Annotated in this window: 14 protein-coding genes; 4 read left to right on the forward strand and 10 right to left on the reverse strand. The window is 40.6% G+C overall.

What is annotated here, in order from left to right; genetic code table 11:
* The 7 genes from STRDD10_RS11155 to STRDD10_RS06560 form a co-directional block, all read right to left on the reverse strand.
* Nucleotides 1–310: helix-turn-helix domain-containing protein (locus tag STRDD10_RS11155; RefSeq protein WP_197458313.1), on the reverse strand; the 310-nt coding region annotated here is incomplete at its 3' end.
* A 110-nt stretch (nt 311–420) separates the two neighbouring features.
* Complete coding sequence (locus STRDD10_RS06535; protein ID WP_067194111.1) at nt 421–618, reverse strand: DUF3272 family protein; 198 nt, start codon at nt 616–618, stop codon at nt 421–423.
* 8 nt (nt 619–626) lie between these two features.
* A complete protein-coding gene (gene dnaX, locus STRDD10_RS06540) occupies nt 627–2,291 on the reverse strand; it encodes a DNA polymerase III subunit gamma/tau (RefSeq protein WP_067194113.1) in 1,665 nt (554 codons plus the stop codon).
* Nucleotides 2,272–2,787: a GAF domain-containing protein gene (locus tag STRDD10_RS06545; protein ID WP_067194115.1), complete on the reverse strand. Its 516-nt coding sequence runs from the start codon at nt 2,785–2,787 to the stop codon at nt 2,272–2,274. Before STRDD10_RS06545 ends, dnaX begins: the two co-directional genes overlap by 20 nt.
* Nucleotides 2,788–3,470: 683 nt before the next feature.
* Nucleotides 3,471–4,160: a response regulator transcription factor gene (locus STRDD10_RS06550; protein ID WP_067194117.1), complete on the reverse strand. Its 690-nt coding sequence runs from the start codon at nt 4,158–4,160 to the stop codon at nt 3,471–3,473.
* Nucleotides 4,161–4,163: 3 nt separating this feature from the next.
* Complete coding sequence (gndA, locus tag STRDD10_RS06555) at nt 4,164–5,588, reverse strand: NADP-dependent phosphogluconate dehydrogenase (RefSeq protein ID WP_067194119.1); 1,425 nt, start codon at nt 5,586–5,588, stop codon at nt 4,164–4,166.
* 270 nt (nt 5,589–5,858) lie between these two features.
* A complete protein-coding gene (locus tag STRDD10_RS06560; RefSeq protein ID WP_067194121.1) occupies nt 5,859–6,395 on the reverse strand; it encodes a YceD family protein in 537 nt (178 codons plus the stop codon).
* 146 nt (nt 6,396–6,541) lie between these two features.
* On the opposite strand from STRDD10_RS06560, the gene STRDD10_RS06565 reads away from it, so the two are divergent.
* The 3 genes from STRDD10_RS06565 to STRDD10_RS06570 all read left to right on the forward strand — a co-directional run bounded on the left by STRDD10_RS06565 (nt 6,542) and on the right by STRDD10_RS06570 (nt 9,246).
* A complete protein-coding gene (locus STRDD10_RS06565) occupies nt 6,542–7,417 on the forward strand; it encodes a helix-turn-helix domain-containing protein (protein ID WP_067194123.1) in 876 nt (291 codons plus the stop codon).
* Nucleotides 7,418–7,843: 426 nt separating this feature from the next.
* Nucleotides 7,844–8,011, forward strand: coding sequence for a hypothetical protein (locus STRDD10_RS10880; protein WP_156468619.1), 168 nt, complete (start codon nt 7,844–7,846; stop codon nt 8,009–8,011).
* Between the two features lie 11 nt (nt 8,012–8,022).
* Entirely contained in the window at nt 8,023–9,246 is a 1,224-nt protein-coding gene (locus tag STRDD10_RS06570) for an MFS transporter (protein WP_067194125.1), read from the forward strand.
* A gap of 23 nt (nt 9,247–9,269) precedes the next feature.
* Here the strand turns inward: STRDD10_RS06570 and htpX are convergent, their stop codons facing one another.
* Both htpX and STRDD10_RS06580 read right to left on the reverse strand, forming a co-directional pair.
* Complete coding sequence (htpX, locus tag STRDD10_RS06575) at nt 9,270–10,169, reverse strand: zinc metalloprotease HtpX (protein WP_067194127.1); 900 nt, start codon at nt 10,167–10,169, stop codon at nt 9,270–9,272.
* Nucleotide 10,170: 1 nt separating this feature from the next.
* The gene (locus tag STRDD10_RS06580; RefSeq protein WP_067194443.1) at nt 10,171–10,731 is read right to left on the reverse strand and encodes a LemA family protein; all 561 of its coding nucleotides are present in this window, start codon (nt 10,729–10,731) and stop codon (nt 10,171–10,173) included.
* Nucleotides 10,732–10,825: 94 nt separating this feature from the next.
* Here STRDD10_RS06580 and rsmG point away from each other — a divergent pair, with 94 nt between their 5' ends.
* On the forward strand, nt 10,826–11,539 hold the full coding sequence (gene rsmG, locus STRDD10_RS06585) for a 16S rRNA (guanine(527)-N(7))-methyltransferase RsmG (RefSeq protein ID WP_067194129.1): 714 nt from the start codon (nt 10,826–10,828) through the stop codon (nt 11,537–11,539).
* Nucleotides 11,540–11,702: 163 nt separating this feature from the next.
* Here the strand turns inward: rsmG and STRDD10_RS06590 are convergent.
* On the reverse strand, nt 11,703–12,262 hold a 560-nt coding region (locus tag STRDD10_RS06590), incomplete at its 5' end, for a DUF4368 domain-containing protein (protein WP_156468625.1).

A 12,262-nucleotide genomic window follows, 5' to 3' on the forward strand; every position in this document is an offset into this window, starting at 1 on the left:
TCACAAATTCCCCAGCCTGAGCAGCTTCTATATGACGTTTTAGAAATGCTTGTTCTTCTTCGTAAGTCATATATTCTCGATGACGTCCACCACGAGTCTCTTGAAAAAGAGCTTCTAAACCAAACTCCTTATATTTTTTCAAATTCCTCCAAACAGTTGTTTTATTGCAATCTAGAAGATCCATGATTTCCTTATAACTCTTTCCTTTTGAGCGAAAATAAATAATCTGTAGACGTTTGTGATATTTGGCGTACGATGAATCTCGCAGGAGTTTTTCAATTTTCTGTATTTCTTCGTTTGTAAGTTTCATAACTACTATTGTAAGATGTTTTTTGATTTTAGTCTAGTATTAAAATCATCGACCACAGCATTCATTAGATTTTTTAAGCATAATAGAAGAGGCTGGATTTTTGTCCCGCCTCATTTTTTTCGTTTTTTCAATGTCTCATCAATTACATCTATAAGTTTTCCAAAAACAAAGGCTGTCTGCAGATTACGTAGTACTAGCAAACCCCAAAAGAAGGCAAGCAAATAATTGCCAGTCATGACCGCTTGGTTAAAGAAAAACGTTTCAATAGCTGTAAATAAGGTGGTTGTTATAAATTGTTTAATTGGCATGATAATGCTTAATCCTCCTCTATCCTAATCTTATCTGATAGAAAGCGAAACTCTTCAGGAATAATGGACTCTTCTTCTTTTTCAACTACTTCTTTCCCTCTTTTTTTAGCAGAAAAATTAGCTCTCACTTCCTTCCATTCCCCCATAGAAATAGCGAGAATTTCTGGAGAAAAACCTGCTGCATTACTGAGAATATTACCAAACATAGTATTTAGATTGTCTCTTTTCATAGTTTGACCAGCGTTAAAGTTAGATTCAAAGGCCAAAATTGCATGATGTTCATTTGCTGCTACGGGTTGTGAACCAACCAGTAGAGCTTTATCCGCACCAGATAGACTCTCAATGATTTCGCCCCATGCATTTTGAAGACGAATGAGATTCGTACGTGCCAGCTCTGGATTTTCAACAGCTTCTTGCAAAATCTCGTTCACCTTATTCCGGTCAACACGATATTCCTGCTTATTTGTTGAAGTTGGTCGACTTTGAACCTGTTTGACAGAACTAGAGGCTCCCACATTCAATTGAGCTAACTGCTGTTTAAGTACTAGGATTTCTTGCTTTAGATCTGCAATTTCATTTGCGAGATGTGCAGGAATAACCTCCTGTTCCTGACTTGTTTCTGCTAGACGAATCGTGAGCATTTCTGTATAAATTTTCGGTTGTAAACTATTTTTGATGTCTGGTAATCCTTTGGTTGCCAGATCAATCATCTCAAAGATCCTCTCTTGTGAAGTCAGTAAATTTTCGGCAAATAAAGTATTCTGCCGTAAATTTTCTCCTCCTGCTTGTACGAGTAAAATATCACGCAGATACTGCAAAAGGTCTGTCACAAAACGGACCATACTTTTACCATTGTCAAATAGAAGGTTTAATTTCCCAAGAGCTACTGTAGTTTCTCCTGCAAGAATAGCTTTCACATACTCATCTAAAGTATCTAGGTTAATGGAACCCGTAATCTCTTCAGCTATCTCCGTCGTCAGCTGGTGTTCTTGACTTAAACTGAGAGCCTGATCCAAAATAGATAGGGCATCTCGCATACCACCTTCTGCACTTTTTGCAATTAATCGCACTGCGTCTTGATCATAATGAAATCCTTCCTGTTCCAAGACCCAGCTTAAATGTTTTTCAATGTCAGTCAGTTTAATCGACTTAAACTCAAAACGCTGTACACGTGACAAGATAGTCGCAGGAATCTTATGGAGTTCTGTCGTTGCAAGGATAAAGACAACATTTTTAGTCGGCTCTTCTAAGGTTTTTAAAAGGGCATTAAAAGCCCCCGTCGAGAGCATGTGAACCTCGTCGATAATATAGATTTTATGCTTGGCTAGACTCGGTGCATAAGTGGATTTATCACGGATATCACGAATTTCATCTACCCCATTGTTTGAGGCCGCATCAATCTCGATAACATCCTCCAAACTTCCTTCCGTAATCGCTTGGCATATATAGCAGTCATTACAAGGTTCTCCGTCCACTTGATTGGGACAGTTCATCGCCTTTGCAAATATTTTTGCAACACTGGTTTTACCAGTTCCTCTCGGACCAGAAAAGAGATAAGCATGACTAATCTTGTCTTGCTCAACTGCCTGTCGTAAGGTCCTAGCCACGACTTCTTGACCGACTAATTGACCAAATGTTTGGCTACGGTATTTTCTATATAAGGCTTGATACATTCGCTTTCTCTCCAAACATCGTAAAATCCCACTCAGTCTGTTCAATCAAAATTGCTACAAACTGTTCTAAATACTCCTTGTCAATTTCATCATAATCTTCTAAAAAAGCAGAGTCTAAATCTAAAACACCAAGTAGAGTATCCTCTTTTAACATCGGAAGAACAATCTCACTGCGAGCCATACTATCACAAGAAATATAGTTAGGATGATGCGCTACATCCCCTACAATCATCGTTTCTCTACTATTAGCTACTTCTCCACACACGCCACGCCCAAGAGCAATTCGAACACAGGATACCTTTCCTTGAAATGGACCTAAAATGAGTTTTTCTCCATCAAAAAGATAGAATCCCGCAAAAACTGAGTTAGGTAGGGCTTGTTTTAGTAAAGCACTTGCATTGGATAAGTTAGCAAGAGCATTTGATTCCCCTTCCAAAAGACCAGCCAACTGCACTAAGAGCAAGCGATAATTCTCTATTTTATCCTCAATATTCATAGAAACTATTATAGCAAATTTTTACATTTTTGGGGTGAAGTACCCTCTCTTCTCTTTCAAATATTCTTATACTCAATGAAAATCAAAGAGCAAACTAGGAAACTAGACGCAGGCTGTACTTGAGTACGGCAAGGCGACGTTGACGTGGTTTGAATTTGATTTTCGAAGAGTATGAACAGGTCAAATCATTTGGTATACTATTTAAGCTATATCATTATGAATTAAGTTGAACGATTTGATGCATATGGTTTAACAAGTCCTCTCACTCCCTACATAAATCAAAATACTACCGTCCACACAAAAAGAGGTTTCCCTTTTTGGTGCAAGCTTTCCCACTCATATCGCTCCAACTTTAGAGAATCAAAATTTTAAAGTGGAATAAAATCCTCTGTATGCCTTGTAAACTTCTTCAATCATGACAATCTCCCTTCTCCCTAATTTAATATAGTAAAAAGAAAGCAAGAATGGATTATTTTCCCTAAGATATCCGTTCTGACGTCTGAAATGTCATAAATAGAAGCAGATGACTCTACTCCTTTAACATCTATGCTTTTCGTCTATCTACTAGAGCTGACAAAGAGTCCAATAAAAAAGCGAACAAATTAGAGTTCTGATTGCCAGAAAACTAAATTCATTCGTCTTTTTATCTGTATAAATGGAGCTTCGCCTCAGCTTCTTCACCTTTAATCCTGCATTTGATAACCAACGCCACGAACTGTTTTTATATAACTTGGTTGTCCTTTTATATCAATCTTACCACGGATATAACGAATATAAACGTCAACTACATTTGTCTCCGTTGCACTCTCATACTTCCAAACTCTCTCTAAAAGTTGTTCCCGTGTTAAAACTTTCTTACTTGACATAAGAGTTGCCAAAAGATCATACTCTCTCCGAGTTAAACTTACAATTTCTTGCCCACGATAAACGAGATGATTTTCCACATCAAGTCTTAAATCACGATAGGAGGTAGGAACTTTCATTTGACTACAATGCTGATCAATGAAATCCCGTCCACGAAAGATAGCTGAAATCTTCTCAACTAAATCACTTATGATAAATGGCTTGACCAACTGAGAAACAGCAAAGGTTTGTGCGACTTCATTTTCATCTTTCATCTGTTCAGGACTCATTAATACAATAATAACTGAGGCTGGTTTGAAGCGACTTAGCTCCTCAGCAAAATGTTGGCTACTCATATCCACCAAGCTAAAATTCAGCAAAATTAAATCATAGTCAGACTCTTTTGCTAATTTTAACGCATCTTTTCCTGTCTCAGAAATCACCACTTGAAAATCTGCTTGTTGGAGTTCCAAGGTTACAAAGCGAGCTAGATTTTTTTCATTTTCAACAAATAAAATTCGTTTGGTCATAGATTATTTTTCATCATACCAAGAATAGTGGAATACTCCTTCTTTATCCTTACGTTGGTAAGTGTGGGCACCGAAGTAGTCCCGTTGGGCTTGGATCAAGTTGGCTGGAAGATCCGCTGAACGGTAGCTGTCAAAGTAAGTAATGGCTGCTGAGAAGGTTGGCACAGGTACACCTGCTTGAACAGCAAGAGCTACGATATCACGCACAGCTTGTTGGTACTTAGCTGTTACATCCAAGAAGTACTCATCCAAAAGAAGGTTAGCAAGATCTGCATCACGGTTGTAAGCATCTGTGATCTTTTGCAAGAAACGAGAACGGATGATACAGCCATCACGCCAGATAGATGCGATGTCTGCAAATGGTAAGTTCCAGTTGTTTTCTTTAGAAGCGACACGCAATTGCGCAAAACCTTGTGCGTATGAGATGATTTTTGAGAAGTAAAGAGCTTGACGGATCTTTTCAATCAACTCAGCCTTGTCGCCTTCAAATTTGAAAGCAGCTGGTTTTGGAAGAACCTTGCTAGCGTGTACACGTTCTTCTTTGTATGTAGAGATGTAGCGGGCAAACACTGACTCCGTGATCAGTGACAATGGCACACCAAGGTCAAGTGAGGATTGGCTAGTCCATTTACCAGTTCCTTTGTTTCCTGCAGCATCAAGGATATAGTCTACGATTGGACCGTCTTGACCTTCATCGTCTTTACGGCTCAAAATATCAGCTGTGATTTCGATCAAGTAGCTGTCCAATTCACCCTTGTTCCACTCAGTAAAGATTTCAGCCATGTCTTCTGCAGAAAGGCCTAGCAAGTGTTGCATCAAGTCATAGCTTTCAGCAATCAACTGCATGTCCCCATATTCGATACCGTTGTGGACCATTTTCACATAGTGACCAGCTCCATCAGGACCGATGTAAGTCACACATGGTTTGCCATCTTCTGGTGCTTTAGCTGAGATTTCTTCGAGAACATCCGCAACCAATTCGTAGGCTTCTTTTTGTCCACCAGGCATGATAGAAGGACCTTCAAGGGCACCTTTTTCACCACCAGAAACTCCCGTACCGATAAAGTTAATGCCTGAATTTGCCAATTCTTCGTTACGACGGATAGTATCTTTGTAGAAAGTGTTTCCTCCGTCGATTAAGATATCACCCTTGTCAAGGTGTGGAAGTAGAGCTTGAATTGTAGCATCTGTACCAGGTCCAGCTTGAACCATCAGCATGATACGACGAGGTTTTTCGATTGAGTTTACAAAACTTTCAACGTCATAGCTTGGCACAAAGTTCTTTTCAGGATGGCAAGCAATCACATCTTCAGTTTTTTCTTTACTACGGTTGTAAATAGCAACTGTGTAACCACGAGATTCAATATTAAGGGCAAGGTTACGACCCATTACGGCCATACCAACGACACCAAAGTTAGCTTTTGTCATGTGACACTCCTAATGTTATTTTGTTCCTATTTTACCATTTTTTACGGTTAATGGAAAGGATTGTAACTCCTTTTCATTATAAAAATAAAGAGAAAAACTTTACGGAATTTTCCATAAAGTTTTCAATACCAAATACAGGCCAAAAAATCTAGGTTGAGTGCCTGTCCCAGCCTCATCCTTATCTTTCCTAGGCGAGGGTTAGAAAGGTTTCCCGAACCTGCCTCACTTTTCTGTTTCTTGGCGAGGGCTGAAAATGTCCACTGAACATTTTCACTCATCAAAAAGTCCTTGCAAGCCTGCAAATGGGCTGTTTTCTTCTTTTTTTGCAGCTTGTGCTGTTTCGTAGTCTTCCTGGGTCATAATTTGCCAGTCCTTGCCTGAGACGAAGCCCTCTCCTGCCTCTTCTTCTGGTGTCAAGACCTTGATAGGGATATTGAGCAGGATATTATCTGCCACACTCTCAGCTAGATCAATCTGCCCATCCTCGATTGGCAAGACCAAGTCCTCATCCAAGGCTTCTTGGTCAGCAGGACTCCTTACCCCTTCCATAAAAACCTCAGTTACAGGATAGCTCTCTGCTAGCTCGACAGGCTCCATGCTACGGCTCGAAGCCAGGACAATGGTGTAGTCTAGCTGATAGTCAAGTAGGTAGAGTCCATCATCATGCTGGACTTTCCCAACTGCCTGAATGTCCTTGATGTCAAGGATTTCCTTGTTACGCTCCTGCAAATCCGCCAACAAATCCAGTTTCATTTCAAAGCTCAAACCATCTAGATTCTTGCGGATTTCTTGAATGTTAAATTTCATGTCGCCTCCGTTATGATACCAAGCCCCTAAAACCTCCAGTATTTAGGGCGTGTTCGATTACACATGTTACCCCCATTATACCACAAAAAATGGTCTAAATTAAGGATTTTTGCTATACTAGTTACAAATTGCAAGCGGAGGTGCCTATGAAAAATCTTGGTCCTATCTTTAAGGAAATCAGACAAGCCCGTCATTTCTCCCTTGAGGAGGCGACAGGTGGAGAATTTTCTCGTTCCATGTTATCCCGTTTTGAAAATGGGCAAAATGACTTATCCACCCAACGTTTTTTCACCGCTCTCAACCATATCCACCTATCACTGAAAGAATTTGAAGAAATTGCTGGGTTAAAAGAAGAACATTTTATCGCAAAAACCCTAAACAATATCCACCAACAGACTACTCCTGAACACCTACAAGAACTCTATGACAAGCAGATAGAGCTTTACCAACAAACAAAAATCAAAGAAGAGTATCTAGCTGCTATCATTATCAAGGCGTATCTAGTCACTTTCCAACCATTTGACGGTACAGAGGGACCTATCGGTTCCGAGGAAGAACTGACTTTTCTCCATGACTATCTCTTCTCTATTGATGTTTGGTATGGGAATGAAATTGGCTTATTTTCCATCACATCTCCCCTTTTTCCCAGCCAGATTTACAAAAACTATACAGAAGAGATGGTGGATCGTCCTGACTTTCCCAACATGATGAAGTTTAATCGAGAAACCATGTTGACCCTCCTTCTCAACGGTTTTCTCCTCTGTATCGCCTATCAAGACCATGAAAACACTGCCTATTTTGATCATCTCATCCAAGAGTATTTTTTTGAGGAAAATGAAGTCTATCAGCGGATTATCTATTTCTACGGTAAAGGAGAATGGCAATACCACTTGGGAAATCGTGAGAAAGGGATTCAAGAAATGAAAAAATATGTGGACATTCTCCGCATTCTAGGCTGTGACCAGAGTGCAGATTATTACCAACTGGGGATTGAAAACTTATTATCATACAAATCAAGTTAAACTATATTTTCTAAGGATTTGAAATTGAGTTAGAAATCAACTCGGAGTTAGTGATTTCTAGCACATTTTTTATTGAAAATATGCAACTTTTTTAGCTAAAGGAAAAATCCGCTGTATAATAAGTTCATCAAGAGTAAGACGTCAGTCACTAGCAACATCTGACCACTTACCCCTGCTAGGTAACCATCTGCTCAAAAGCCTCTGTATCGCTAGCAAAATAGGGCTATAATGGCTTCAATAAGAGAAAGGAGAACAATCATGAACCTATTCAACCGCCTATTCCACCATCACACCGACTTATGTAGAGAAGACCTCTTCCTGACAACTTTTGATAAAGAAGCAATACTTGATGAGTAGAGCCATCAAGCTCTTTACCGCATGCAAGCTAACCTTCGCATCTTTTAATTCTAGCAAAAGGAGATTCCCATGAAAACACTCACTAACCTCATCCTCAACCACATGGTCAAATACAGCACTCTAATCCTAAACGGTCAGGAAATCACTGCCAGCCCTGAGGTCAAAAAAGCTCTGCTGAGAACTTTCTGGACCAGCACTTGGGCAGAAATTCGCTCCGACTTCAAAACCAGCAAGTAAAGGAGACCACAATGAAACTTATTTTCAAAAACAAACTCTATGCCTACCTTAGCCTTTCTCGTATCTTTAACACGACAGGAGCTTCTATCTACAACCTAGTCTTTATCGTCTTTGCCTCAACTATGCCCCTGCCTAAGCTGGCTATTGCTCTTGCCAACTTTATCGTTTTAGTTCCGACTTTCGTAAGCATTTTCATCGGTATCAAAGCTGACCATACGATTCAAAAAGCTCGCTGGCTCATTACCATGGGGTATCTACAAGCTCTCCTCTTTGTCATCGTGGCACTCCTAACCAACTCCAGCACCTATCTTGCTTTTGGAACGGTTTGTCTCCTCAATATCCTCTCAGACTTGCTGTCTGATTTTCGTAGTGGCTTGCAGTTGCCCATCATGCAGCACAATATCCCAGCTGACGATTTGATGGAAGCTTACTCTTTTAACCAAGTATTGTCCTATCTATGTAGCTTAGGAGGACAAGCTTTAGGAGTCTGGCTCCTCGCCATCAGCCAGCAGAATTTCTTCCTCGTAGCCTTGGTCAATGCCGCTGCCTTTCTGCTCTCTTCTACCACTCTCTTTCTAGTACACAAGCAACTGACTCACCCTCCTGTAACCAATCCTGAGAATCCCCTTCCCTTAAAAAACCAACTCAAAGAAATCTACAATAACGCTAAGGTCATTTTTGACCAGGAAGGTTCCTCTAACTTTCTAAACCTGCTCAGCCAAGTCCTAATCATCAATGCTCTTTTTGGCTCCCTATCCGCACTCTATAACCTTTCTCTGCTCGAACACCCTTTTGGAAACCTAAGCTTTAGCCAGTCCATTCTCCTAGTAGATGTCTTGATTATCGGAGGTATCATCTTCTCCAGTCTCTTTCCCCACGACTACTTTGCCAAGCAAAGCATCAACAGACTGACTTTCTTTGTTGCTGTTTCTCTCACACTGCTTGGTCTCGGAAATGCCCTCAATCTTCACTTTACCTTGTCCTTTCTTGCTCTAGCTTTTACAGGTTATATCACAGGTAAGGTCAATCCTATGGTAAACAGTATGCTGATGAAGAAACTTAAACCCGAAGTTCTCGCCCAAACATCTAGCTTTCTCTCCATGCTCTTCATGCTCTCTATGCCTCTAGGAACCATCATTCTGACCAGCCTTGCCCTATGGCACTTAGAAATGGCTTGGGCAGTTTTCACCTTAGGAGGGATAGTCTGTTTGTTATTGACCATGAAAAAAGATTAGGGTTACTTGCCTAATCTTTTGCTTTACATATTTCTCAAACGCTCTACCCGTTCCGCAATCGGTGGGTGGGTATAGAAGAATTTTTTCAGACCACTTTCCTTCTGCGGTTCATTGATATAAAGCGCTGCGCTTGCGTCATCGACATGGTGCTGCATGGGCTCACTATTATCTAGCTTAAGGAGGGCATTAATCATCCCTTGCGGGTTACGGGTTAATTCCACACTGGAAGCATCTGCCAGAAATTCCCGCTGTCGAGAAATGGCTAATTGCACCAGGGTGGCTGCTAGGGGTGCCAAGATGACCGCCAGGAGCGAAATCAAGAGCATAACTACCTCAAGACCATTGCCCTCTCGGTCATCATCACTCCGTCTGCGACCAGCACCGCCCCACCACATCATGCGACCAGCCATGCTAGACAGCATGGTGATGGCACTGGCTAACGCTACAGCAATAGTGGAGATACGAATATCATAATTGCGGATATGGCTGACTTCATGCCCCATAACCGCCTCCAGTTCCTCACGATTCATGACTGATAGAAGACCGGAAGTCGCAGCTACCGCAGCATTTGCAGGATTGGACCCCGTTGCAAAGGCATTGAGCCCTGGGTCATCGATGATAAAGACCCGTGGCATGGGAATCTGCGCCACCATAGCCATATCCTCCACTACATGGTAGAGGTCAGGCGCTGATTGCTCATTTACCTCACGCGCTCCGTTCATGGACATGACGATATCCGTTGACTGGAAAATCATGGACACCGCATAAATCCCTCCGATGATAAGAGCAATAATCATACCACCTACCCCCGAACGCATCCAGAGATAGCCTATCGCATAGCCAACAAAGGCCAAGAGGATAAAAAAGACTGCAAGGAGCAACCAGGTACGGCGTTTGTTGCGAGCGATTTGTTCAAAGAGCATATTAGTCACCTAGCCCGCTAAAGTCAACCTTAGGCACAGCTTTTTCTTCCTCAGGAGTTTCAAGGAAATCTGCCGCCTTAAAGCTGAACATTCCTGCAACGACATTACTTGGAAAAGTTTCCAACTTGACATTATAGTTGCTAGTCACGCTATTGTAAAGCTGACGAGAGTAAGAAATCTTGTTTTCTGTATTAGTTAACTCTTCCTGCAATTTAGCAAAGTTAGCGCTGGCCTTAAGATCTGGGTAATTTTCCGCTACTGCGAAAATGCCTGAAACTTGACGACTAAGAGCATCGCTAGCCTGCATAGCTTCAGCTGGTGAGGTAGCAGCTGCAACTTGATTTCTAAGTTCAGCTACTTTTTCAAGAGTTGAGCCCTCATACTTAGCATAACCTTTCACCGTCTCTATCAAATTTGGTAACAAATCGTTTCGACGCTTGAGTTGCACATCAATCTGACTCCAAGCCTCCTTGGTTTGCATACGGCTTTTCACCAAACCATTGTAGCTCACAATCACAAAAATTACTAGGAGCACCAATACTCCAATGATAATCCATAACATAGGCATATCCTCTCTTAAATTTGATTATTAACAGTATATCAAATTTTTATCAAAATGTGGTAAAATAAGATGATACCAAAAAAGGAACCAAAAAATGACACCAGAAGAATTTTACACCACCCTTGAAAAAGAAAATTTTTTCCTTTCCGATCGACAAAAAGACCAGTTTGAACGCTATTTTGAACGACTTGTTGAATGGAACGAAAAAATAAACCTTACTGCTATTACTGAAAAAAGTGAAGTTTATCTCAAACATTTTTACGACAGCATAGCACCTGTTTTTCATCAACTTATCACCGATGAAAATAAGAAGTTATTGGATATTGGGGCCGGAGCTGGATTTCCAAGCCTACCTATAAAAATCCTTTGCCCAAAACTCGATATTACTATCATCGACTCTCTTAATAAGCGTATCAGCTTTCTTAATCTCTTGGCAGAGGAGTTGGAACTAGAAAACGTTCACTTCTACCACGGTCGCGCAGAAGACTTTGCACAAGACAAAAACTTTCGTGCCCAGTATGATTTGGTCACTGCTCGTGCCGTAGCCCGTATGCAGATTCTTTCTGAACTAACCATTCCTTATCTTAAAGTTGGTGGAAAGCTCATTGCTCTAAAAGCAAGTAGTGCACCAGAAGAATTGCAGGAAGCAAAAAACGCCCTTAATTTACTCTTTAGCAAAGTTGAAAAGAATCTCAGTTATACTTTACCAAATGGCGATCCACGGTTTATTACTGTAGTAGAAAAGAAAAAAGAAACGCCGAATAAATATCCAAGAAAAGCTGGAATGCCTAACAAGCGCCCTCTTTAAAAACCTTCTTAATTTAAAATCTGATTTACAAAATCATACCTCGCTTTTCTATTTTACGGATCAGAAAAAATGATTTACAAAATGAACTGCACCCCAAAAGTTAGACAGAAAAAATCTAACTTAACTAGGCTGACATAAAGCAGTTTAGTTATTTCGGTTAATATTAGCGAGTCAGTTCGTCTGACTCGCTTTTCTCGTTGTCTAGTTTTCCAATGAAATTGTAATAAATATCAATCTGAATAATGCGGTTGCGTTTCGTGCCAGTTGGCTTGTGAATCACAATCTTGTCAATTAGTTCATTCACTATTTCAACGGTTAGTTCTGGTAGCTCTGTATATTTCGAAATTCTCGTCATAAACTTGGAGATATTCAAGCTATCTTCTTGTTGTTTGGCGAGTTTTTCGGTTAAGTCAGAAATAGAAGTTTGAAGTTGTTTCTGTTCTTCTTCATAGCTCTGACTTAGCTTCACAAAGCGTTCATCTGAAATTTTACCAAGTAGATTATCTTCATAAAGCTTCTGGATGATGCGGTCAATCTCTTTGGAGCGGTATTCATCTTTTTCGAGTTGCTGGCGCTGGCGTTTGTTGTCTCTAGTGAATTGCGCTTGACTTTGCTGTTCTAACTTTTTCAAAAAAGCTTCTTTGTCGAAGTGGATTTCTTGAATGGTTTGGCGGAGTTTATCACTCACAATCTCAATCAAGGCAGATTTTTGAATGATAAATT

Origin of the sequence: Streptococcus sp. DD10 (assembly GCF_001578805.1) — a bacterium.
In the GTDB taxonomy this organism is placed as follows: domain Bacteria; phylum Bacillota; class Bacilli; order Lactobacillales; family Streptococcaceae; genus Streptococcus.